Origin of the sequence: Hafnia alvei, assembly GCF_034424155.1 — a bacterium.
Taxonomy (GTDB): Bacteria; Pseudomonadota; Gammaproteobacteria; order Enterobacterales; family Enterobacteriaceae; genus Hafnia; species Hafnia alvei.
Map to the genome: position 1 here is coordinate 1,594,124 of NZ_CP139992.1, position 21,962 is coordinate 1,616,085.

Annotated in this window: 24 protein-coding genes; 12 read left to right on the plus strand and 12 right to left on the minus strand. The window is 49.9% G+C overall.

Translation table 11 applies throughout. The features are described from left to right. Positions 1-888: a 30S ribosomal protein S6--L-glutamate ligase gene (rimK, locus tag U0008_RS07485; protein WP_043492244.1), complete on the plus strand. Its 888-nt coding sequence runs from the start codon at positions 1-3 to the stop codon at positions 886-888. On the opposite strand, the gene U0008_RS07490 is transcribed toward rimK, so the two are convergent. Next, a complete protein-coding gene (locus U0008_RS07490) occupies positions 885-1,079 on the minus strand; it encodes a DUF4250 domain-containing protein (RefSeq protein ID WP_043492247.1) in 195 nt (64 codons plus the stop codon). The genes rimK and U0008_RS07490 overlap by 4 nt on opposite strands. Before the next feature lie 142 nt (positions 1,080-1,221). Between U0008_RS07490 and U0008_RS07495 the strand changes: the two genes are divergently transcribed. The 7 genes from U0008_RS07495 to rlmC all read left to right on the plus strand — a co-directional run bounded on the left by U0008_RS07495 (position 1,222) and on the right by rlmC (position 8,216). Beyond that, a complete protein-coding gene (locus U0008_RS07495) occupies positions 1,222-1,713 on the plus strand; it encodes a type III secretion system chaperone family protein (protein ID WP_043492250.1) in 492 nt (163 codons plus the stop codon). Positions 1,714-2,113: 400 nt separating this feature from the next. Further along, on the plus strand, positions 2,114-3,220 hold the full coding sequence (potF, locus tag U0008_RS07500; protein ID WP_043492251.1) for a spermidine/putrescine ABC transporter substrate-binding protein PotF: 1,107 nt from the start codon (positions 2,114-2,116) through the stop codon (positions 3,218-3,220). A gap of 153 nt (positions 3,221-3,373) precedes the next feature. Continuing rightward, a complete protein-coding gene (gene potG, locus U0008_RS07505) occupies positions 3,374-4,507 on the plus strand; it encodes a putrescine ABC transporter ATP-binding subunit PotG (protein ID WP_043492254.1) in 1,134 nt (377 codons plus the stop codon). A 10-nt stretch (positions 4,508-4,517) separates the two neighbouring features. Beyond that, the gene (gene potH / locus U0008_RS07510; protein WP_043492257.1) at positions 4,518-5,480 is read left to right on the plus strand and encodes a putrescine ABC transporter permease PotH; all 963 of its coding nucleotides are present in this window, start codon (positions 4,518-4,520) and stop codon (positions 5,478-5,480) included. Further along, a complete protein-coding gene (gene potI, locus U0008_RS07515) occupies positions 5,480-6,325 on the plus strand; it encodes a putrescine ABC transporter permease PotI (protein ID WP_025800918.1) in 846 nt (281 codons plus the stop codon). The genes potH and potI overlap by 1 nt, the downstream gene beginning before the upstream one ends. Before the next feature lie 158 nt (positions 6,326-6,483). Continuing rightward, a complete protein-coding gene (locus U0008_RS07520) occupies positions 6,484-6,975 on the plus strand; it encodes a YbjO family protein (RefSeq protein ID WP_043492259.1) in 492 nt (163 codons plus the stop codon). A 107-nt stretch (positions 6,976-7,082) separates the two neighbouring features. After that, positions 7,083-8,216, plus strand: a complete 1,134-nt coding sequence (rlmC, locus tag U0008_RS07525; protein WP_043492262.1) for a 23S rRNA (uracil(747)-C(5))-methyltransferase RlmC — start codon at positions 7,083-7,085, stop codon at positions 8,214-8,216. On the opposite strand, the gene U0008_RS07530 is transcribed toward rlmC, so the two are convergent. The 7 genes from U0008_RS07530 to U0008_RS07560 all read right to left on the minus strand — a co-directional run bounded on the left by U0008_RS07530 (position 8,204) and on the right by U0008_RS07560 (position 14,089). Next, entirely contained in the window at positions 8,204-8,692 is a 489-nt protein-coding gene (locus tag U0008_RS07530) for a methylated-DNA--[protein]-cysteine S-methyltransferase (RefSeq protein ID WP_043492264.1), read from the minus strand. The genes rlmC and U0008_RS07530 overlap by 13 nt on opposite strands. A gap of 144 nt (positions 8,693-8,836) precedes the next feature. Then, entirely contained in the window at positions 8,837-9,568 is a 732-nt protein-coding gene (artJ, locus tag U0008_RS07535; RefSeq protein ID WP_043492268.1) for an arginine ABC transporter substrate-binding protein, read from the minus strand. A 230-nt stretch (positions 9,569-9,798) separates the two neighbouring features. Beyond that, a complete protein-coding gene (gene artM / locus U0008_RS07540; protein ID WP_025800923.1) occupies positions 9,799-10,467 on the minus strand; it encodes an arginine ABC transporter permease ArtM in 669 nt (222 codons plus the stop codon). Beyond that, positions 10,467-11,183 carry an arginine ABC transporter permease ArtQ gene (gene artQ, locus U0008_RS07545; RefSeq protein WP_025800924.1) on the minus strand — a complete coding sequence of 239 codons (717 nt, stop codon included), beginning with the start codon at positions 11,181-11,183 and terminating at the stop codon, positions 10,467-10,469. Before artQ ends, artM begins: the two co-directional genes overlap by 1 nt. A 248-nt stretch (positions 11,184-11,431) precedes the next feature. After that, positions 11,432-12,163 carry an arginine ABC transporter substrate-binding protein gene (artJ, locus tag U0008_RS07550; protein ID WP_025800925.1) on the minus strand — a complete coding sequence of 244 codons (732 nt, stop codon included), beginning with the start codon at positions 12,161-12,163 and terminating at the stop codon, positions 11,432-11,434. A gap of 69 nt (positions 12,164-12,232) precedes the next feature. Then, a complete protein-coding gene (artP, locus tag U0008_RS07555) occupies positions 12,233-12,961 on the minus strand; it encodes an arginine ABC transporter ATP-binding protein ArtP (RefSeq protein WP_043492272.1) in 729 nt (242 codons plus the stop codon). 210 nt (positions 12,962-13,171) lie between these two features. Continuing rightward, positions 13,172-14,089 (minus strand): LysR substrate-binding domain-containing protein, encoded by a 918-nt coding sequence (locus tag U0008_RS07560; RefSeq protein WP_043492275.1) that lies wholly within the window; start codon positions 14,087-14,089, stop codon positions 13,172-13,174. A 136-nt stretch (positions 14,090-14,225) separates the two neighbouring features. Here U0008_RS07560 and U0008_RS07565 point away from each other — a divergent pair, with 136 nt between their 5' ends. The 3 genes from U0008_RS07565 (at position 14,226) to U0008_RS07575 (ending at position 16,797) form a co-directional block, all read left to right on the plus strand. Next, entirely contained in the window at positions 14,226-14,840 is a 615-nt protein-coding gene (locus tag U0008_RS07565) for an FMN-dependent NADH-azoreductase (protein WP_043492278.1), read from the plus strand. A gap of 25 nt (positions 14,841-14,865) precedes the next feature. After that, entirely contained in the window at positions 14,866-15,234 is a 369-nt protein-coding gene (locus tag U0008_RS07570; protein WP_043492280.1) for a helix-turn-helix domain-containing protein, read from the plus strand. A 162-nt stretch (positions 15,235-15,396) separates the two neighbouring features. Continuing rightward, positions 15,397-16,797, plus strand: coding sequence for a M24 family metallopeptidase (locus tag U0008_RS07575; RefSeq protein ID WP_043492283.1), 1,401 nt, complete (start codon positions 15,397-15,399; stop codon positions 16,795-16,797). A 43-nt stretch (positions 16,798-16,840) separates the two neighbouring features. Here the strand turns inward: U0008_RS07575 and U0008_RS07580 are convergent, their stop codons facing one another. Next, positions 16,841-17,161, minus strand: coding sequence for a heavy metal-binding domain-containing protein (locus U0008_RS07580; RefSeq protein ID WP_025800931.1), 321 nt, complete (start codon positions 17,159-17,161; stop codon positions 16,841-16,843). A 47-nt stretch (positions 17,162-17,208) separates the two neighbouring features. Between U0008_RS07580 and U0008_RS07585 the strand changes: the two genes are divergently transcribed. Then, a complete protein-coding gene (locus U0008_RS07585) occupies positions 17,209-18,069 on the plus strand; it encodes an N-acetylmuramoyl-L-alanine amidase (RefSeq protein ID WP_043492286.1) in 861 nt (286 codons plus the stop codon). Here the strand turns inward: U0008_RS07585 and U0008_RS07590 are convergent. The 3 genes from U0008_RS07590 to ltaE all read right to left on the minus strand — a co-directional run bounded on the left by U0008_RS07590 (position 18,063) and on the right by ltaE (position 21,910). After that, entirely contained in the window at positions 18,063-19,082 is a 1,020-nt protein-coding gene (locus U0008_RS07590; RefSeq protein WP_025800933.1) for a 3-beta-hydroxysteroid dehydrogenase, read from the minus strand. The genes U0008_RS07585 and U0008_RS07590 overlap by 7 nt on opposite strands. 287 nt (positions 19,083-19,369) lie before the next feature. Then, the gene (locus U0008_RS07595) at positions 19,370-20,815 is read right to left on the minus strand and encodes a DUF2867 domain-containing protein (protein ID WP_043492288.1); all 1,446 of its coding nucleotides are present in this window, start codon (positions 20,813-20,815) and stop codon (positions 19,370-19,372) included. A gap of 87 nt (positions 20,816-20,902) precedes the next feature. Further along, entirely contained in the window at positions 20,903-21,910 is a 1,008-nt protein-coding gene (gene ltaE, locus U0008_RS07600) for a low-specificity L-threonine aldolase (RefSeq protein WP_248298850.1), read from the minus strand. Positions 21,911-21,962: the final 52 nt, after the last annotated feature.

The following is a 21,962-nucleotide window of genomic DNA, read 5'->3' on the forward strand; positions in this document are numbered from 1 at the left end:
GTGAATATCGTCATACTTTCCCGTGATGGCTCCCTATATTCATGTAAACGCTTGAAAGAGGCGGCGCAGCGACGTGGTCACAACATTGATATTGTTGATCCGCTTTCGTGCTATATGAACATCAACTGCGCAGCACCCAGCGTGCATGAAAAAGGGCGTCAGTTGGAACGCTATGACGCCGTGATCCCGCGCATTGGATCGGCGATTACCTTTTACGGCACGGCGGTTTTACGACAGTTTGAAATGCTGGGCAGTTTTCCGCTAAACAACGCCGCTTCGATTGCCAAAGCCCGCGATAAGCTGCATTCATTGCAGTTGTTGGCTCAGCAGGGCATCGATCTGCCTATTACGGGATTCGCGCACCGCCCTGACGATACCAGCGATTTAATTGAAATGGTCGGTGGTGCTCCGCTGGTGGTTAAGCTGGTTGAAGGCACGCAGGGGATCGGCGTAGTGCTTGCCGAGACGCGTCAGGCTGCGGAAAGCGTAATCGATGCTTTTCGTGGTTTGAATGCGCACATTCTGGTGCAGGAATATATCAAAGAGGCTCAGGGCGCAGACATTCGCTGTTTGGTGATCGGCAAGCGGGTAGTGGCGGCTATCGAGCGGCAGGCTAAACCGGGTGAGTTTCGTTCTAATCTGCATCGCGGTGGTACCGCGAAACGGGTGGTTATCTCCGAACAAGAACGCGAGGTGGCGCTGAAAGCCGTTGCCACGCTGGGCTTATGCGTGGCAGGCGTGGATATTCTACGCTCCGCGCGCGGCCCATTGGTGATGGAGGTTAATGCCTCGCCGGGGTTGGAAGGCATTGAAACCACCACGGGGAAAGATATTGCAGGTATGATGATCGACTACATTGAACGCACGATTGCGCGCAAAAAGCACTAAACCTGTACAAACTGATTGGTGGCAGGTTGATAGTGATATCCCGCCTGCGCCAATCGTTCCTGTAATCCACTCATCGAAATATCATAACGGCGGGCTAAATCCTCTAAGGTTGGGCACTCATCGCGGAGTTTCATGTTGACGATGCTCATCAGCATCAATGGGTCCATAGTGGCATAGCGCGTCAGCGACATTGTGTACTCCTCTTTCCGCCAAGATTGATGAATTAATTGTCTTTGAGCATAGATAAAACGGGCAATTTTCCGTAAGCTATGCCCCTTTTCTACGTCTGTGCTCATTATCTCCTGTTTTATCATTTTTGTAAGGTAGGCCACTATGGATTCGCTAATCGTCCCGGATCTGGATCTTTTACGACGCTGGCTGGATCAACTGGGCATCACCTTTTTTGAGTGTGACTCCTGCCAAGCGCTACATCTGCCGCATATGCAGAATTTTGACGGCGTATTTGACGCCAAAGTCGATATGATCGATCAAACGATTTTGTTCAGTGCGCTGGCTGAAATACGCCCGACCTCGCTGATCCCCTTGGTTGCCGATCTCAGTCAAATGAATGCCAGCACGTTAGCAGTGAAAGTCTTTGTTGATATTCAGGATGACAATTTACCGAAGCTGATTGCCTGCCTTTCATTGAACGGCAGCGTCGGTGTGACGCTTGAGCAGTTTGCTGAGTTCATGAAACAGGGCGAAGAACAGCTTTCGATGATCATGATGGAGACACGCGCCAATGGCATGTTGTTTCTCGGCGAAGGCGAAGAAAGCGACGCCGATTACGACCCAAACGCCATGAGCGGGCCTCTGCTCCATTAGTGATAACGCGCCTGACAATCACTGCGCCGACATGGTTCAACGGCACCTTTATGGTGCCGTTAGTTTTTGTATAAAAACCTCATAAATATTCTGCAAATTAATCAATCTCCCCGATATCTGACGCCATAAGCGGCTTGAATGGCGCACGACATAGATGCTATTGCATAGAAAATCGATAATTGACGTTTTTTCCACCGCTCGGTGGCTGGATAGGCTATCAGCAGTTATGCTTGATTTGCAGCGTACAGCCCAGATTTTCCTCATATTATTACTCAACATTTAAATGAAGAAATAACCGCTTTTTCTGATTTTATATGCATAACGATCTGCTGTCGCATGCCATCACGGCTGGTAAACGGGCTAGTGCGCGCCGTTTCTACATTATTTGGAGGGATTGACGATGATCAACGGGCATAAAAAATGGCTGGTAGGCGCTATCTCTGGGGCTTTAATGGCTACCGCGGCAACGGCCGCCGATCAGAAAACGCTGCATATCTATAACTGGTCTGACTATATTGCACCAGACACCTTGGCGAATTTCACCAAAGAAACCGGCATCAAGGTGGTTTACGACGTGTTCGATTCCAACGAAGTGCTGGAAGGCAAACTGATGGCCGGTAGCACCGGTTTTGACTTGGTTGTTCCTTCCGCCAGTTTCCTCGAGCGTCAGGTTGGCGCGGGCGTATTTAAACCCTTAGACAAAAGCCAACTGAGTAACTACAAAAACCTCGATCCTGAGCTGCTAAAGCTAGTGGCTAAGCACGATCCAGACAATAAATATGCGATTCCGTACACCTTTGCGACCACTGGCATTGGCTATAACGTCGAAAAAGTGAAAGCGGCATTAGGCAAAGATGTGCCGGTGAATAGCTGGGATCTGGTGTTGAAGCCTGAGAATCTGGAAAAACTAAAAAGCTGCGGCGTTTCTTTCCTCGATGCTCCCGCAGAAATTTATGCCACCGTACTGAACTACATTGGCAAAGATCCTAACAGTTCTGACGCCAACGACTACAACGGCGCGGCGAACGACTTGCTGTTAAAACTTCGTCCAAATATTCGTTATTTCCACTCCTCTCAGTACATCAATGACTTAGCTAACGGTGACATTTGCGTCGCGGTCGGCTGGTCTGGGGATGTGATGCAGGCCGCTAACCGTGCTAAAGAAGCTAAAAACGGGGTGGATATTGCCTACAGCATTCCGAAAGAAGGTGCACTGATCTTCTTCGATGTGTTTGCGATGCCCGCTGACGCGAAAAATGCCCCTGAGGCGTATCAGTTCCTCAACTACTTATTGCGCCCTGAAGTGATCGCAAATATTAGCAATCACGTTTATTACGCTAACGCCAATAAAGCGGCGACACCGTTGGTGAATCCAGAAGTGCGGGATAATCCGGGAATTTATCCTCCGCCGGACGTCAGAGCCAAAATGTTCACGCTGAAAGTGCAATCGCCAAAAATTGACCGCGTGATCACTCGCGCGTGGACCAAAGTGAAAACCGGAAAATAAATCAGCGAAACAGTTACGTAGATAAATAATGTGGCTACGCTGAATACACAGGCAGAGAAAACCTCTTTGCCTGTGTGCTTTTACACTGCTCATTGAGCGGTATGTGTCGATGCAGCCGGGTCTGTATCAGGTACGAGAGCGAGGACGTCCCGAATGAATGATATTATCCCCCGTCAGGCACCTAAGGTGCATAAAGCGTTTACGCCGTTGTTGGAAATACGCAATCTCAGTAAAACCTTTGACGGGCAGCTCGCCGTCGATGACGTCAATCTCACAATTTATAAAGGCGAAATTTTTGCGCTGCTCGGCGCATCAGGCTGTGGAAAATCCACCTTACTACGCATGTTGGCTGGTTTCGAAATGCCCTCCAGCGGGCAGATTGTCCTCGATGGGCAGGATTTAGCCCATGTGCCTCCTTATCAGCGCCCAATCAATATGATGTTCCAGTCTTATGCGCTTTTTCCCCATATGAGCGTGGAGCAAAATATCGCCTTCGGTTTGAAGCAAGATCGCTTGAGTCGCGGCGAAATCAGCCAGCGCGTGGAAGAAATGCTGTCACTGGTGCATATGCAGGAATATGCGAAACGTAAGCCGCATCAGCTTTCAGGCGGGCAGCGTCAGCGTGTTGCGTTGGCGCGCAGTTTGGCCAAACGGCCAAAATTGCTGCTGCTAGATGAGCCCATGGGAGCATTAGATAAAAAACTGCGTGAGCGCATGCAGTTGGAAGTGGCGGACATCTTAGAACGCGTGGGCGTGACCTGCGTGATGGTGACGCACGATCAGGAAGAGGCGATGACGATGGCAGGGCGAATTGCCATTATGAACCGCGGTAAATTCGTGCAAATAGGTGAGCCAGAAGAGATTTATGAGCACCCAAACAGCCGCTACAGCGCCGAATTTATTGGCTCGGTTAACGTCTTTGACGGCATTTTGAAAGAACAGTTAGACGATGCGTTGCTGATCCAAAGCCCCGGCCTGTTGAATCCGCTCAAAGTGGATCTCGATGCCGCCGTGGTTGAGGGCGTTCCGGTGCAGATTGCTTTGCGCCCAGAGAAAATTCTGCTGTGTGAAGAGCCACCGGAAGACGGCTGTAATTACGCAACGGGAGAAGTGGTGCACATTGCCTATCTTGGTGATTTGTCTATTTATCACGTCAAGCTGCTCAGTGGGCAAATGATTAGCGCTCAGTTGCAGAATGGTCACCGTTTCCGCAAAGGTATGCCAACCTGGGGCGACCAAATCAAGCTGTGTTGGGATGCCGATAGCTGCGTGGTGCTCACCGTCTGAGGAGATAGCGATGTCTACACTGTTTACAAGTCGCAGCGATCGCCCTCCGGTTCAGCGGGTGGGAAAATTCACTGCGTGGCTCTACCGTTTACGCGGGGTGCATGGCCGTAAACTGGTTATTGCCTTGCCCTATCTATGGCTGATCTGCCTATTTTTACTGCCGTTCCTGACGGTGTTTAAAATCAGTCTGGCCGAAATGGCACGTGCGATCCCGCCGTTTACCGATCTAATGACCTGGGCGGACGACAAGCTGGATATTGCGCTGAACTTTGCCAACTATTTTCAGCTTTTTGACGACCCGCTTTATGTCGATGCTTACCTTCAATCGCTGCAAATCGCCGCTGTCTCAACGATATGTTGTTTAATCATTGGCTATCCGCTGGCGTGGGCGGTAGCGCACAGCAGTTCATCGACGCGCAATATTTTGCTGCTGCTGGTGATCTTGCCGTCTTGGACGTCGTTTCTGATCCGCGTGTATGCATGGATGGGAATACTTAAAGAGAACGGCGTGCTGAATAACGTGCTGCTGTGGCTCGGCATTATCGATCATCCGTTGATTATTCTGCACACCAACACGGCGGTGTATATCGGCGTGGTGTACTCCTATCTGACATTTATGGTGCTGCCTATTTACACTGCGCTGACGCGTATTGATTACTCGCTGGTGGAAGCGGCGTTAGATCTCGGCGCGAGACCAATGAAGACTTTCTTTAAAATCATCGTCCCTTTGACCAAAGGTGGAATTATCGCGGGCTCTATGCTGGTGTTTATTCCCGCCGTGGGTGAGTTTGTGATCCCTGAATTATTAGGTGGGCCGGACAGCATCATGATTGGGCGCGTACTGTGGCAGGAGTTCTTTAACAATCGCGATTGGCCCGTTGCTTCGGCGGTGGCGATCTTGATGTTGTTACTGCTGATCGTGCCGATCATGTTGTTCCACAAATATCAGAACAAAGAACTGGGGGCACACTGATGAATACTTTACCGGTTGTGCGCTCGCCGTGGCGTATTGTGATTTTAGTGGTGTGCTTTTTCTTCCTGTACGCGCCGATGCTGCTGTTGGTTATCTACTCCTTCAACAGCTCTAAACTGGTTACCGTGTGGGCAGGGTGGTCAACGCGCTGGTACAGCGTGTTATTCCATGATTCGGTGATGATTAGCGCGGTAGGATTAAGCCTAACTATTGCCGCAGCGGCGGCTACGATGGCGACCATTCTGGGCACCATGGCGGCGGTAGTGATGGTGCGTTTTGGCCGCTTTCGTGGCTCTAACGGGTTTGCATTCATGCTGACTGCTCCGCTGGTTATGCCTGATGTCATTACTGGACTCTCACTGCTGCTGCTGTTTGTGGCGATGGGACACCTGATCGGCTGGCCCGCAGAGCGCGGCATGCTGACGATTTGGATGGCGCATGTGACCTTTTGTACGGCCTATGTCACCGTGGTGGTCAGTTCCCGCTTGCGTGAGCTGGATAAATCGTTGGAAGAGGCGGCGATGGATCTGGGCGCTACGCCGCTGAAAGTGTTCTTTGTGATCACCATTCCTATGATTGCCCCTGCGCTGGTTTCCGGCTGGCTGTTGGCATTTACGCTATCGCTCGACGATCTGGTTATCGCCAGCTTTGTGGCGGGGCCGGGATCAACGACGTTGCCGATGCTGGTGTTTGCCAGCGTGCGCATGGGTGTTAATCCAGAAATTAACGCGCTGGCCAGTATTATTTTGCTGGTGGTTGGGGTGATTGGCCTGATTGCATGGTGGTTTATGGCCAGAACAGAAAAACAGCGGCTGAAAGAGATCAGAAAAGCCGCAGGTGGTTAACCGTGGTTATCTAACCTATCTCAGCGAATATCATCACTGAGCGTGTGAATAAATAGGGCGTGTAACACGTTAATTTGAAACATAAAGATCATAAACCGCTAGCCTGAACAACATAATTTGTCCTATCATGAGTTTTTCAGGCTAGCTTATGGAATAAGATGTCAGAAATACTGCGTAACCGGCATGAAATGCTGAGAAAATGGGCTTTAGCCCCGGTACCTGTATTAATTGCCGGTACGGCAATGATCGGTATTCATACGCTTGGATTCTTGCTGTTACTCCATGAGCTGGGCTTTGACGGTTTAAGCGCGTTTATTTCAGATAGCGTACAGAATTGGGATTCCATGCTGCTTTGTATCGCAAGCGTTGCGGTGCTGAGTATTGAAATTGTCTGTGGGCTGGCCGTCATTCAGGGAAAAAACTGGGGGCGCTGGGGATACTTAGGCTGCCAGATTACGGTAATCGCCTATATGTTGCTGGCCTCGCTTGGCTGGTTTCATCCTGAAATGTTCAGCGTCAACGGAGAAACCGGCGGTGAGATTTTCGCTGAGCTAGTGCGTTTAAAAATTCCTGAGCTCATGATTTTAGCTCTGCTGTTTGTCCCCCTTGCTAGCCGCCGTTACTTTGGGTTGCAGAACCGCCGCAGGTAACGTCAGCGCGTTATTTACCTCCTGTATTTCGCCTGACCCTGTGCCTTTATGCTACAATCCGCGCCGCCTTAACCCCATCTTTTCTTATTCAATAGAGTCTTTGTGATATGCACTGTGCCCTGTATCAGTCGGGAACCTGTCGCTCTTGCCAGTGGCTTGAAACGCCATATGCCCAACAAATTACCCAAAAACAGCAGCAGCTAGAAGCGCTGATGTCTGCCTTGCCGGTCGGGCGTTGGCTACCGGTTGTCAACAGTGTAGAACAGGCATTTCGTAACAAAGCGAAGATGGTTGTCAGCGGCAGCGTAGAACGCCCGCTGTTAGGTATGCTGCATCGTGATGGCACGGCGGTTGATTTATGCGAATGCCCGCTTTATCCCGACGCTTTTGCCGCGGTGTTCGATACGCTCAAAGTATTTATCGCCCGCGCCGGGTTAACGCCTTACAACGTAGAACGTAAACGCGGTGAGCTAAAATATTTACTGCTCACCGAAAGCCAAAAAAATGGCCAACTTATGCTGCGCTTTGTATTGCGCTCGGAAACTAAGTTGGCACAGCTGCGTCAGGCATTGCCTTGGTTACAGCAGCAACTGCCCCAGCTCGCGGTGATCACGGCCAATATTCAACCGGTGCATATGGCGATTTTGGAAGGAGAGACGGAAATCTTTCTTACCGAACAGCAGGCGCTGGAAGAGTCGTTTAACCAAATTCCGCTGTATATTCGCCCGCAGAGTTTTTTCCAAACCAATCCTCAGGTTGCCGCGGCGCTGTATGCCACCGCGCGTGACTGGGTACATGAGCTCAATGTCAGCAGTATGTGGGATCTGTTTTGTGGCGTGGGGGGCTTTGGATTGCACTGCGCAACGCCTGAGATGGAACTCACCGGCATTGAGATTAGTGCCGAAGCCATCGCCTGCGCGACGCGCTCTGCGCAGCAAATCGGCCTGCATAACGTCCAATTTGCCGCTCTAGATTCAACGCGTTTTGCCACTGCCGAAGGCGAAGTGCCTGAACTGGTATTAGTTAATCCGCCGCGCCGTGGGATTGGGGCAGAGCTTTGCGCTTATCTTAGCACCATGGCTCCGCAATACATTCTCTACTCAAGCTGCAATGCGCAGACGATGGCTGTAGATATTGCGCGCTTGGAAAATTATCGCATCGAACAAGTTCAGCTCTTCGATATGTTCCCGCATACGGCGCATTACGAAGTATTAACCCTACTGGTTCGTCAGGATCGGTAGCTGATTTTCTCCAGATCGAGCAAGGCTTTTTTGATCGGTAATCCGCCTGAATAACCGGTCAAAGAGAGATCTTTGCCGAGCACGCGATGGCAGGGAATGAGAATCGAAATGGGGTTTCTTCCCACCGCGCCGCCCACGGCGCGCACGGCTTTCGGATTGTTTAACGCATTAGCAATGACCGAGTAGTGGCTGATGGTGCCGTATGGGATAGTGAGTAATGCCTTCCATACCGACTGCTGAAACGCCGTACCAACGGGCGCGAGCGGCAGGTTATCAAAACGTAGTTTTTCCCCTGCAAAATAGGCATCTAAACAGTCGCGAATTTGCCGGTTGATGCTGAAATCCCCATCCTCAATCCACTCGGCAGGGCAGATCTTTTCTTCGATCTCATTAGGTAGCCACAGCTGGCGCAGCCCTATTTCATCCGAAACTAATCTGAGCATGCCAACGGGCGAGGAATAAAGTGCGTGGTACATGAAGTCTCCCTGAGTTTGGTTTAGTCCACGTTGATTGGGCTAAGGTAGCAAAACGCAGCGAGGGAGGGTATTACCATGAAGGATAAGGGATAAAATTCAGAATTTCAGCGACCCCTCTCCCGAGGTGGGAGAGGGGGATTTTATTTATTGCGGGAACCACTGATCGTTGATTTTTTTGTACGTTCCATTGGCCTTGATATCGTCCAGCGCTTTATTGAGCTTTGCCAGCAGAGCGGTATTTTCAGGACGAACGGCAATCCCTAAGCCGGTACCGAAATATTGCGCATCGGTCACGTGATCGCCCACGGCGGCGAGATTAGGATTGCTTTTCAGCCATTCATTGACGACCGCAGTATCGCCAAATACGCCGTCCAAGCGGCCACTTTTCAGATCCAGAATCGCGTTTTGATAGCTATCGTAGGCCACGGTTTTAATTTCAGGATGCTTATCCTGCAAATATTTCTGATGGGTGGTGCCATTCTCCATCCCAACGCGCAGGCCTTTCATATCGGCGAAGGTTTTATATTTGCCTTTGTCCGCTATGATAATGGCGGAGTTAGCGTAATAGGGCTGGGTAAAGGTGACCTGCTTTTGGCGCTCTGGCGTGATGTCCATGCCAGAAATAACGGCATCATAACGTTTGAATTTCAGTGCAGGGATCAGGCTGTCGAAGGCCTGATTGGTGAATGTGCAGGTCGCCTGCATCTGTTTGCACAGCGCCTTGGCCAAATCCATGTCAAAGCCAACGATCTGGTTGTTTGAATCCATGGATTCAAACGGCGGATAGGTGGCAGAAGAGGCAAAGCGGATCGTTTCCGCTGCGGTGGCGGTAAAGCTCATTCCTGCCAGTAATGCACAAACCATCAGCTTTTTCATCGTAAAACTCCTGTCTGAAATAGTATCTTTAGGCGACCGTCTTTATTTTGAGGTATTCGCACGAACGGAACGATGTTCATACGGAATGACGGCTAAGTGAACAGAATTAACTTTGCCATTAAGTGAATTTATATGCAATATATTTGGTTAAATATTTATTGTGTGTTTTTTACAGACACAAAAAAACCAGCGCAATGGCTGGCTTTTTGTAGGTATTCTAAATGATTAGGTTAGTTTCTGCGTTCGAAGGCCAGTGCACGGCGTTCAACCATACGCATAATTAACGTAAGTAAACCATTTACGCACAGGTAAATCACGCCCGCTGCGCCGAACACCATAACATCGTAAGTACGGCCATACATCTGCTGGCTGTAACCCATCACTTCCATCAACGTGATGGTGTAGGCCAAAGAGGTACTTTTAAAAATTAACACCACTTCGTTGGAATAGGACGACAGTGCGCGTTTAAATGCGAACGGCAGCAAAATACGTAACGTCTGGCTGCGTGACATGCCAAGGGCTTCGCAGGATTGCCACTGACCGGATGGAATCGCCTTCACCGCGCCGTAGAACAGCTGAGTGGTATACGCCGCGCTGTTCAGCGCCAAGGCAACCATGGCGCATAGCCAAGGCTGCGACAGCATATTCCACAACCATGGCGTCTGCTTTATCCAGTCAAACTGCCCTGGGCCATAATAGATCAGGAAGATTTGCACCAGCAGCGGAGTACCGGTAAACAACGTGATATAGCCCTGCACTAGCTGAGTGAGCACGATAGGGCGAAGGGTCAGCACGATGGTGAACAGCAAAGCCAGCACCAAAGCCACCAACAGGGAAACCACGGTTAACGTTAGGCTGGTCGGCAACCCTTGAATGATATCGGGAATGTACTCAAACATTAGGCGTTCCCCCGCTCAAAGCGCGTGGTACGCAGTTCGATTCGCTTCAGAATATATTGGCTGAAAAGGGTAATAATCAAATAAATCGCCGCGGCAACCATATACCACGTAAACGGCTCTTGAGTTCGGGTGGCAATGCTTTTGGTTTGCAACATTAAGTCATTCACACTGATCAATGAAACCAGAGCGGTATCTTTCAGCAGTACCAGCCATTGGTTACCCAGTCCCGGCAGCGCATGACGCCACATCTGTGGCATGACCAAACGGAAGAAAATGGCGCTTTGGCTTAATCCTAATGCTTGACCGGCTTCGCGCTGACCTTCAGGAACGGCTTTCAGTGCGCCACGCAGGGTCTGAGAGGCATAGGCCGCATACAACATCGCCAGCGCGATAACGCCGCAAATGAAGGGGCTCACCTCAAAGTTTTCGATATTCAGCTGGATTGGGATCTGGATAAAGCCCAGATTCAGATTAAAACCGTCTGAAAGCACCATCAGCAACTGCGCTGAACCAAAATAGATAAACAGCACGACGAGAATTTCAGGGAGTCCGCGCACCAGCGTTACCCATGCGGTACCCAGCCAAGCCACCGGTTTAACCTGTGACGATTCCCATACGGCGAAAATCATGGCCAATATCAGCCCAAGAACTAATGCACAAAGCGCGAGGCCAACGGTCATACCCGCCGCGCTTAATAAAGGTTGAAATTCAATCATTGCTTGGAGCCTATCCCATCAGGCGCTATACGCGCCTGAATGATACTTTTTATTACGCCTACAAAGATAGGCACTATACCCGTCATCTTTCAAACTGCAGGTGCGTTGGCTGCTCTCGTTCACCCGAATCACTTACTTATGTAAGCTCATCGGGATTCTCTCGTTTGCCGCCTTCCTGCATCTTGAAATCTATCGGGTATATTCTCTGAACCCGTGGATTGCCTGCAGCACTAAATACCTAAGCGATATTACTGCTGGAACCATTTGCTATAGATGGTTTTATAGGTGCCATCTTGCTTCAGCTGGTTCAGCGCGGTGTTAAATTGATTCAACAGCTCCGCGTTGTTCTGGCGCACAGCAATGCCCAGGCCGGTGCCGAAGTAGTTTGGATCGGTCACTTTGTCGCCCACGGCGGACAAGGTCGCATTCTGCTTCAGCCATTCGTTCACTACCGCAGTGTCACCGAATACCGCATCCAGACGGCCATTTTTCAGATCCAGAATGGCGTTTTGGTAGCTGTCATAAGGAACTGGCGTAATTTCAGGATGTTTTTCCTGCAGGTATTTCTGGTGAGTTGAACCGTTTTGCATGCCAACGCGTTTACCTTTCAGCGCAGCGATGTCGGCAACTTTGCCTTTCTCCGCGATGAACAGCGCAGAGTTGTCATAGTATGGCGCGGTAAACGCAACCTGTTTCTGACGCTCTGGGGTGATATCCATACCGGAAATCACCGCATCGATACGTTTGAATTTCAGGCTTGGGATCAGGCTATCGAAAGACTGATTGGTGAACGTACAGGTCGCTTTCATCTGTTTACAGATGGCATTGGCCAGATCTATATCAAAGCCCTGCATCTGGTTGTTGGCGTCCATGAATTCAAATGGAGGATAAGAAGCTTCGGCAGCAAAACGAATGGTTTCCGCCGCTGATGCAGAGACGCTGATACCGGCTAATACTGTGGCAATTATGATTTTTTTCATCGCAGACTCCAACTTCTGTTAGCTAATAGTGTGGTCAAAAACGACCCTGTTAACGTGTCAATCTAACCGTTAGTGAGACAGATAACCGGCAAATGCTTCGGTTTGCGGATGTGCAAAATGACTGGCGTCACCGTGCTCAATCACTCTGCCTTGTTCCATATACACCACGCGGCTAGCGGTTTTACGTGCCACTTCCACTTCGTGAGTCACGATAACCTGTGTGATGCCAGTTTCAGACAGTTCGCGAATAATGCTAACGATCTGAGCGGTAATTTCTGGGTCTAGTGCCGCAGTCGGTTCGTCAAACAGTAATACCTGAGGTTCCATCATCAGAGCACGGGCGATGGCCACACGCTGCTGTTGACCGCCAGAAAGATGCAGCGGGAAACGATCCACGTAGTCTGTCAGACGCAGGCGTTGCAGCAATTTTTGCGCGCGTTCCACGGCCTGAGCTTTGCTCAACCCCAAGACTTTGCATGGTGCTTCAATCAGGTTTTGCATCACGGTCAGATGTGGCCACAGATTGTACTGTTGGAACACCATTCCGACGTTACGACGCAGTTCGCGGATCGCTTTTTCACCCGGCGTTTGGCTGAAATCGAACTGATTACCCGCAATAGAAAGTTGTCCAGAACGCGGCATCTCAAGCAGGTTTAATACCCGCAGCAGAGAGCTTTTACCTGCACCGCTCGGCCCCAGTAATACCAAGGTTTCGCCCGCAGGACATTCCAGTGTGATGTCGAACAGCGCTTGATGTGCGCCGTAAAAGCAATTAATGCCGTTTATTTGAATACTCATGCGCGTTTACTGAATAGCCATTGATGGGGCAAATGTTAACTTCCACAGAATACTTATGCAATCTTTGTGCGTTAAAATTTATTACCGCACCCCTTAATCGCTTAAGATTAGCACAATATCACCTTTTTACTGGAAAACTGGCACATTTGCCCAGCCTCGACTAAATCCTCTTGGCTGAATGCATACAAAGTGAATGAATAAGAGACTGCATTAGGTTTTATTGATGCGGCGCACTTCATTCAGTGACTGGCTAAGGTAGTCCAAAAAGGTTTTGAACAGCAGTGTCTGCCCGCGTTTAGACTCATACAAAGCGTGAATTGAGTGAGGTTCGTTAGTCCACTCGGGTAAAACATGCACTAGCGCACCGGAATCAATATGATCTAAGCAGATAAAACGCGGCAGACAGGTAATGCCGACGCCGTTAATCGCTGCATAAACCACCGCGCGCATATTATTGGTTATCAGGCGCGGAGTGACGTTGAGGGTCACTTTTTCTTTATGCACATTAATGAGACGCCATTGGCGGTTATTATCGTCGCTTTTTTTGATTATTGTTGCATGCTGTGCAAGCTCTGAAACATCGTTTGGCATGCCAAAACGCGCGATATAATCGGGGCTACATACCAATATTTGGTGCTCAATGCACAGAGGTTTAACGTGCAGGCTTGAATCGCGCAGCGGGAGTGGCTCTGGGCGAATCGCAATATCAATACCTTCCGTGGTTAAATCAACGTCTCGGTTCATGGCTAACAGTTCAATTTCCACATCGGGATATTTTTGAATAAATCGACACACCACCGGAGCCATAAATTCTTCTGTCATCATCACCGGCGCGGCGATTTTAAGCTTGCCGCTTGGGTAGGCCAATGCGTTGCTCACCAAATCTTCGGCAATTTGCGCCTGTTGCACGGCCAGACGGCACTGCTCAGCAAATTTAAGCCCCAAATCCGTGACGTTAAAGCGCCGAGTCGAGCGCTGCAATAGACGAACGCCAAGACTCTCCTCCAGCGATGCAATACGACGACTCAGCAAGGATTTTGATACACCGAGCGCTTTAGCTGCGGCGGTATAACCCTGATGGTCGACGGCATGAACGAAGTAGAGCATATCGTTGAGATCGCATTTCATTTTATTGTCTCGTTTTTGCAACAATGTTTCCGAAAATTAGATATTTCGCTCTGTAATTGCAACCATTAATCTAGCAGCAGTTATTTTTTCTTCAAAAAATGCATTTTTTGCAAACAGAATATCTTTAGGAATCAGAATGAAATTGCTGCATATCGACTCAAGCCCATTTAGCACCCAATCGACCTCGCGCCTGCTGAGCGCCGCAATCGTGGCCCAGTTGCAGGAAAACCACCGCATTCAATCTGTCATCTACCGTGATGTCGGGCTCACACCGCCGCCACATTTAACCGAAGCCGTATTCAACGCGATGCGAAATGGCGTTGAGGGATACAGCGACGAGGTTATTCACGCCGTACAGGCCGCCAATCAGGCAATTGAAGAGCTGAAAATATGTGATGCGCTGGTGATTGGCGCCCCGATGTTTAATCACTCCATCGTGACTAATCTCAAATCTTGGATTGATCAGGTCTGTCAGGCGGGGAAAACCTTTGCTTTTACCTCACAAGGTGCGCAAGGGCTGATTGCGGATAAGCCGGTATTTATCGCTTCAACGCGAGGCGGCATCTACGCGGACGCTGTTCACCGAGCGATGGATTTTCAAGAGCCTTATTTAGTTTCCGCGCTGTCTTTGATGGGGCTAAAAAACGTCAAAATTATTCGTGCCGAGGGCGTCGATAAAACGCATCCGGGCCGATCGGAAGCGCAACGCATGGCGTTGGAGGAGATAAAAAACACCGTTTTTATCGATTAATACCGCATCCAAAAGGGAGAGAATAATGACAACACAACAATACGACCACCTCATCGTGACCGATCTGGTGAATTGGATTGAAAGCCATATCGACGACAAATTGTTAATTGATGATGTTTCACGCCAGTCCGGTTATTCCAAATGGCATATTCAGCGTAAATTTAAAGCCGTCACCGGTAAAACCATTGCCAGCTATATTCGCAACCGTAAACTCACACGCGCGGCGCTGGCGCTGCGTAAAACAGATCGTCGCGTGTTGGATATCGCCTTGTCCTGTGGGTTTGATAACCAACAGACATTTACCCGCATGTTCCGCAAACGATTTGGTATTGCACCGGGATTATATCGCGCAAATGCTGATGCCTCTGCTCAGAATTTCATCTACCCAATCTAGATAAATTAAACGTAGAGAAAACAATTATTCGAACTACGATGATTTTTGCAGGCGAGCTCGGTTATTCAGAACAGCGTTCTCTCTCTCTGACTTAATTCCGTTATTATCTCGGTTATTGTTGTGACTTAGATGATGACTGCGCAAGCTAAAGGGAGAGTCGGCATGGATCTACTGAAAGAGAAAAACATTGTTTTAAAATCTGTACCACAGCCACAGGTATTTCCCGATGCTCAGCAGGTAGAGCTTCTGGATGAGACCCTTCAGCTTCGCTTGGATCGCGTGCTGGCGCGTATGAAAGCATCTGGGCACGACTATCTAGTGATTTATGCCGATAAAGAGCACGGGGCTAATTTCGAATATCTAACGGGGTTTATTCCTCGATTTGAAGAAGCGTTATTAGTGCTCGCTGTGTCAGGAAAGGCATTTTTATTGTTAGGCAATGAAAACATGAAAATGTCCCAGCATGCGCGAATTGCCAATCATGCCATCTGCGTACCTCATTTCTCGCTGCCTAATCAGCCGATGGATAACCCGATGACGTTAGCTCAGGCGCTGAAAGATACCGGAATTCATCACGCGTCTTCAGTGGGCATTGTGGGTTGGAAAATGTTCACTAGCCCAACAGAAAATAACGAGCAGATTTTTGATCTGCCTTATTTCATGATGAATGCTATTCAGCGCGTCGTTTCTCCTCACGCTAAGATCTGCAACGCGATGCATTTATTTATTGGCGGAGACAGCGGGGCACGAGTCATCAATTCGGCCAACGAAATTGCCCATTACGAATATGGCGCAAATTTAGCCTCAACCTGTATGTTGCAGGCGATGAACGCGATAGAACTGAATAAAATAGAAAAAGAGATTGGGCATTATCTCACGGCGGACGGGCAGCCCAATAACGTGGTGACGATTGCCGCGTTCGGTCAGCGGTTTAAAAATGCGCGTTTATATCCGGGTGAGAATCGTATTACGCTGTCAGATCGTGCCTCGTTGACGACCAGCTACAAAGGCGGCTTATCCAGCCGTGGCGGCTACGTTGCTCATGATCAACATGATTTGCCGCCTGACCAACGGGATTATCTCAACGCCGTGGCAAAGCCTTATTATCGCGCCGTTGTTGCATGGCTTGAATATATGGCGATTGGCGTAACAGGGGATGATATTTATCAGCGCATTGAGACTGTGCTGCCTAAAGCGCAATACGGTTGGCACCTTAATCCAGGCCATTTAGTTGCCGATGAAGAGTGGATGAGTTCACCCATCTATTCGGGTTCACAGGCTAAAATACACAGCGGTATGCTGCTGCAAATTGATATTATTCCCTCAGTTCCGGGCTACGCCGGTGCCAGCGCCGAAGAGTGTGTGGCTCTTGCTAATGCCGAACTACGTGAGCAGATTGCGCGTGAATACCCTCAGGTTTGGCAGCGTATTCAACAGCGCCGAGCCTATATTATTGAGCATCTCAACATTGCATTAGGTGAGGATATTCTACCGTTGTCTAATTTGGTGGGCTATTTACGGCCTTATTTGCTCAATAAAAATATGAGCCTTTGCTGCGAGTGATGAGGACGCATAAGGGCTGAGTTATTCAGCCCTTACATATTCATTATTTCACCTTTACCGCGGTACCACTCACGCTAACCATTAACATGCTGCCGTCTTTTCCTACGGTTTCGTAATCAATATCAATGCCGACGACCGCATTGGCGCCGAGCGATTTGGCTTGATCGTTCATTTCAGCAAAGGCTATTTCTCGTGCTTTGCGCAGCTCTTTTTCATAAGCGCCAGAACGACCACCGACAATATCGCGAATGCCCGCGAAGAAATCTTTGAAAATATTGGCGCCGAGGATGGCCTCTCCGGTGACAACGCCGCAGTAGTCAACGATAGTAAGGCCTTCGAGGGATGGAGTTGTGCTATTACGCATGGCATTGTTCCTTTAATATTGAATTACTGAATGATGGAGTTTAAGACATGCCAAAACGGATTGGGTTCGCAGCGATGACAATATTGTTGGCAATTGGCTTAGCTGGTTGCCAAAGCGCGCCGTCGCAGCACCAATTGGTCAATCGAGGTACCTATCTGGTTGAAGACCGTCATCAGGCTCAGGGCGTCGATCAGCGCATCCGGTTTTTAGTGCTGCACTACACGGCGGAAGACTTCCATTCATCGTTAAAAACGCTAACCGATGAACACGTGAGCGCGCATTATCTAGTGCCGGCGCATCCACCTGCGGAGAACGGCAAATACGTGGTGTGGCAGTTAGTGCCGGAATCGCAGCGGGCATGGCATGCGGGAGCCAGTTCTTGGCGCGGACGAACGAGCCTGAATGACACATCGATTGGTATCGAAATCGTGAACAAAGGCTACCAGCAAGGCATGTTAGGCAAAATTTGGGCACCTTATACGCCGCAGCAAATTGAGCTGGTGACCGCCCTAAGTAAAGACATAGTGCAGCGTTACGCAATTGCGCCACAAAACGTGGTGGGGCATATGGATATCGCGCCACAGCGCAAGCTTGATCCGGGGCCGTTGTTTCCGTGGCAACAGTTGGCTGAACAGGGCATTGGCGCATGGCCGGATCAAAACCGGGTAGATTATTATTTGGCGGGCAGGGCGAAAACGACACCGGTCGATGTGTTAACACTACAGAAGAAGCTGGCCGCTTATGGCTACGATATCGTGCCCAGCGGCACCAATGATTCAGCGTCGCGCAACGCGATCGCCGCGTTTCAAATGCACTTTAGACCCACCAACTATCAGGGCGAACCGGATGCTGAAACAGAGGCGATGGTTGATGCGCTAATCGAAAAATATGGCAGCGTGGATCAATGACGATCGCGGTTTTGCAGACGGCCATGATCTTTAAGCCAGTGCGCAGTGCGAATAATCCCTTCGTCAATGGAAACAATCGGATGATAGCCTAACTCAAGCTGCGCACGCGTGGTATCGAGCGTCATATCGAAGTTGAGTTTTGCTACGCCATAGTGTGTTAGCGCGGGCTCTTTGGGGCTATTAGCACCAATTTTTTCCATTCCGCGTGCCATCATATCCAGCATAGGATAAGGAATTGAACGGATTTTACATTTTACGCCCAGCTCGTCGATTAAATGCTGCAACAAGGTGTGCAGATGACGTGGCTGATGGTTTGAAATATTAAACGTTCTGCCCGACGGTGTGCTTTCGATCTGCGTTGCCAACCACATGGCATGCACCGCATTTTCTTCATAGGTCATATCCACTAACGCATCACCGCCGCGCGGCAGCAACAAGGTGCCGTGCTTGCGCATTGCGTTAAGCAAACGCGGGAGTAATACTTTATCGTGTGGGCCAAACAATCCCTGTGGGCGCAGAATGGTGAAGTGTGTTTGTGGATTAGACAGCGCTAGATTTTGAATAACGTCTTCACCCGCCGCTTTACTACGGGCGTAGTAATTGGCGTAGCGGTTCGGGACAAAATCTTCTTTGATGTCACGATGGTGGCGATAATCAAAATAGACGGCGGGCGAGGAAATATGAATAAAGTTGCGAACTCCGTAGGCGGCGGCCCATTCGCCAAGGCGGCGGGTTGAGCGTACGTTGGCCTTCTCAAAGAGTTCTTCCGAGCCCCACGGGGAGGTAAAACCATCGCAATGCCACAGCGTATCCACATCATTCAGCATGGCCTTGGCCTGTGATGATACGAGATTGGTGAGATCGGCATGAATAAATTCCGCGCCCATTTTTTTCAATAGGTCGCCCATGGCCTGATTTTGTCCAGTAGCGCGAACGCTAATCCCTTTCTGACGTAAAAACTCAACCGCATTACGTCCGAGACCGCTGGTTGCACCGGTCACCAATACTTTCATAACTTATCCGAATCCGCAGTGTGCCTAGGTTAATAGGCGTTTTATGGCTGATGTCAGCCAGCTAGTTCATTGCCCTTACTCAAAGGGAAAGGGCGCTCTCATCGCTAATTTGACCGCTTCTAGCAACAAGGGTGCCATTCTTCCGTGAATTTACTCTACATGCAATCAGATTACGGAGAGAGAGCGTAACAATTGTTTAGTTGCTCACAGGGTACGCGTTTTATAATAGATACGAGCCGTTGCCTCAGCAGGACTTATTATGCCAAGCCATGCTGAGGCAGGGCTAACTATCGCTGCTTATTTTCCCGATCGTAGGCTTCGGCAAGCTTGGTTATTTTTTTGCTCATGCCACGGAAAATAAACAGATGAGCGGGCATCATGGCAAACCAATACAACAGGCCGCTGAATCCTGCGGGATGCCACCACGCACGTACATCCAGAACGCGTTTGTCGCCTTTGTCTTCAATGGTGAAAGTTAGGCGACCAAGGCCGGGGGCTTTCATGCCAAACATCATGGCTAACTGGCGCAGGGGTTTTACCGTAATCACTTTCCAGCCGTCGACCAAATCGCCTAGCGCGAGGGTATCGCCATCAGGCCGACCATAGGCCACTTTGTTGCCGATCATATCGTCCATTCTAGCGCGGATAGCCCAGAGAATATTGGCGTAGAAATAGCCTTCTTTGCCGCCGATTTGCTGAACCACATGCCATAGGGCTTCTGGAGAGGCACTGGTTTCTTGCTCATATCCGGCGTGCTTTGGATAGAAACCGTAGCCCGGCCGCCAGCGCTCGCGGGCTTCAGGATCGTAACCCCAGTCGGCAGAGTTCACGACTTCGGCCTCTTTATCCAACGTGTCTTGTACAGCCTGATCGAATTTGATCAGCGCTTGGGGAATGAGTCGTTCAATGGCGGTGCTGTGCGCGGGAAGATCGTGTTTTAGACCTTCGATCAACGCACGGGAAATCGTGGTGGGAACCGACGTGATCATACTGAGAAAATAGACAGAAACCCAACGCGTTGGGATTGGCAGCGGGATCATCCAACGCTTTTTACCGCTCAAGGCAATGAACCGCTCAAACATGGTTTGATAGCTGATGTATTCAGGGCCTGCAACGTCAAACACGCGGTTGCCGATAGCGGGATGGTTCAGTAACTCGGTGAGATAGGTCAGCAGATTCTCAAGGGCTATCGGCGATGTTTTTGAACGCACCCAGCGTGGCGGCGTGAGGATCGGTAGGTTATAAACCATATCACGCATCACTTCAAAAGCGGCGGAGCCCGGGCCGATGATGATGCTTGCGCGCAGTTCGGTCACTGGAATTCCGCTGGCGCGAAGTGCATCACCGGTTTCTTTACGTGCCACTAAATGACGTGATGAATCGCCGTTGGGCTGAAGGGCGCCGAGAAAAATAATTTGTTTCACGCCTGAATCGCGCAGTGCTTCGCAGGTATTTTGGGCTGCATTAATTTCACCGGTCACGAAATCATGGCTATCACCCATGCCGTGAACCAGATAATAAACGACATCAATATCAGCCACGGCGGCGGGTAGGGTTTCTGGTTTATGAAGATCGACGTACTGACATTCGACGCGTGGCCAAGCCTGTTCACGTAGCCAGTCAATGCGGCGTGCGGCGGCTCTGACTGAATGGCCTTCTTCAGCTAATTTTGGGATCAGGTGTTGTCCGATATAGCCGCTGGCACCCAGCACTAAAATCCTTTGTGGGGTCATAGTTAAACCTAAGCAGATGAGAATATATTTTATTATTTTAGGATGACGCCCGCAGCGCTGGGATAAGCGTGCGGGCTATGACTTATGTTAGCCGTAAATAGCTTTGCTGGCTGTGGTGCTGCTCTGAGTATTGATAGATTGTTTAAACTCTTTCCATAAGGAAACCAGTTTCTCCAAATCTGAACGTGAGACGTCGAGATGCGTCACAATACGCGTGACCGGGCCTGCACTCATCAGTACGCCGCGCTCTTTCATCCATCCGCCTAATTGAGCGGCTTCATGCGCAGGGACTTTGAGGAACAGCATGTTAGTTTGTGCTCCTGGTGCCAAAACTTCGACCCCAATGGCACTGAGTTCATTCGCCAGCCACTGCGCGTTATCGTGGTCTTCTCGCAGACGTTCAACGTTGTTGAGCAACGCATAGCGTGCCGCCTCGGCCAAAATACCGGCCTGACGCATCCCACCACCGACCATTTTACGCCAGCGACGTGCTTGCTTGATGTATTCAGCGCTGCCGCACAAAAGCGAACCAATCGGCGCGCCCAGTCCTTTGGAAAGGCAAATGGTAAGCGTGTCGCAGTACTGTGTCAGCGTCGATAGGGGGACGTTAAGCGCCACCGTGGCATTCATAATACGCGCGCCGTCGACGTGCAGAGCAAGGCCTTTCTCACGCGTGAATACCCATGCCTGTTGCAGATAGTCGAGCGGTAAAACTTTACCGTTATGGGTATTTTCGATGCACAGCAGCTTGGTGCGCGCAAAATGAACATCATCGGGTTTGATAACGCTGGCGACGACGTCGAGCGGCAAAGTGCCATCGGCTGCGGCATCAATGGGCTGTGGCTGGATACTGCCGAGAACCGCAGCGCCACCGGCCTCAAACAGATAGTTATGCGCCTTTTGTCCAACGATATACTCTTCACCACGTTGGCAATGTGTCAGCAGCGCTACCAAATTTGCTTGTGTACCCGTTGGTAAAAACAGTGCGGCTTCTTTACCGGTAAGCTCGGCGGCTTCTTGTTCAAGCAGGTTAACGCTGGGGTCGTCACCATAAACATCATCGCCGACTTCGGCACGAGACATGGCTAAACGCATGGCGTCACTTGGACGGGTAACGGTATCACTACGAAGATCGATCACGTACTGC

Excerpts from the sequence above, each read along its gene's own strand:
- potI (WP_025800918.1), top strand. The coding sequence starts at position 5,480 with ATGAATACTTTACCGGTTGTGCGCTCGCCGTGGCGTATTGTGATTTTA.
- rlmC (WP_043492262.1), top strand. The coding sequence starts at position 7,083 with ATGCACTGTGCCCTGTATCAGTCGGGAACCTGTCGCTCTTGCCAGTGG.
- U0008_RS07495 (WP_043492250.1), top strand. The coding sequence starts at position 1,222 with ATGGATTCGCTAATCGTCCCGGATCTGGATCTTTTACGACGCTGGCTG.
- artJ (WP_025800925.1), bottom strand. The coding sequence starts at position 12,163 with ATGAAAAAAATCATAATTGCCACAGTATTAGCCGGTATCAGCGTCTCT.
- U0008_RS07530 (WP_043492264.1), bottom strand. The coding sequence starts at position 8,692 with ATGTACCACGCACTTTATTCCTCGCCCGTTGGCATGCTCAGATTAGTT.
- U0008_RS07520 (WP_043492259.1), top strand. The coding sequence starts at position 6,484 with ATGTCAGAAATACTGCGTAACCGGCATGAAATGCTGAGAAAATGGGCT.
- U0008_RS07580 (WP_025800931.1), bottom strand. The coding sequence starts at position 17,161 with ATGCGTAATAGCACAACTCCATCCCTCGAAGGCCTTACTATCGTTGAC.
- artM (WP_025800923.1), bottom strand. The coding sequence starts at position 10,467 with ATGTTTGAGTACATTCCCGATATCATTCAAGGGTTGCCGACCAGCCTA.
- ltaE (WP_248298850.1), bottom strand. The coding sequence starts at position 21,910 with ATGCGTTTAGCCATGTCTCGTGCCGAAGTCGGCGATGATGTTTATGGT.
- artJ (WP_043492268.1), bottom strand. The coding sequence starts at position 9,568 with ATGAAAAAGCTGATGGTTTGTGCATTACTGGCAGGAATGAGCTTTACC.
- potH (WP_043492257.1), top strand. The coding sequence starts at position 4,518 with ATGTCTACACTGTTTACAAGTCGCAGCGATCGCCCTCCGGTTCAGCGG.
- U0008_RS07575 (WP_043492283.1), top strand. The coding sequence starts at position 15,397 with ATGGATCTACTGAAAGAGAAAAACATTGTTTTAAAATCTGTACCACAG.
- U0008_RS07585 (WP_043492286.1), top strand. The coding sequence starts at position 17,209 with ATGCCAAAACGGATTGGGTTCGCAGCGATGACAATATTGTTGGCAATT.
- artQ (WP_025800924.1), bottom strand. The coding sequence starts at position 11,183 with ATGATTGAATTTCAACCTTTATTAAGCGCGGCGGGTATGACCGTTGGC.
- U0008_RS07565 (WP_043492278.1), top strand. The coding sequence starts at position 14,226 with ATGAAATTGCTGCATATCGACTCAAGCCCATTTAGCACCCAATCGACC.
- U0008_RS07570 (WP_043492280.1), top strand. The coding sequence starts at position 14,866 with ATGACAACACAACAATACGACCACCTCATCGTGACCGATCTGGTGAAT.
- U0008_RS07590 (WP_025800933.1), bottom strand. The coding sequence starts at position 19,082 with ATGAAAGTATTGGTGACCGGTGCAACCAGCGGTCTCGGACGTAATGCG.
- U0008_RS07490 (WP_043492247.1), bottom strand. The coding sequence starts at position 1,079 with ATGTCGCTGACGCGCTATGCCACTATGGACCCATTGATGCTGATGAGC.
- artP (WP_043492272.1), bottom strand. The coding sequence starts at position 12,961 with ATGAGTATTCAAATAAACGGCATTAATTGCTTTTACGGCGCACATCAA.
- potG (WP_043492254.1), top strand. The coding sequence starts at position 3,374 with ATGAATGATATTATCCCCCGTCAGGCACCTAAGGTGCATAAAGCGTTT.
- U0008_RS07560 (WP_043492275.1), bottom strand. The coding sequence starts at position 14,089 with ATGAAATGCGATCTCAACGATATGCTCTACTTCGTTCATGCCGTCGAC.
- U0008_RS07595 (WP_043492288.1), bottom strand. The coding sequence starts at position 20,815 with ATGACCCCACAAAGGATTTTAGTGCTGGGTGCCAGCGGCTATATCGGA.
- potF (WP_043492251.1), top strand. The coding sequence starts at position 2,114 with ATGATCAACGGGCATAAAAAATGGCTGGTAGGCGCTATCTCTGGGGCT.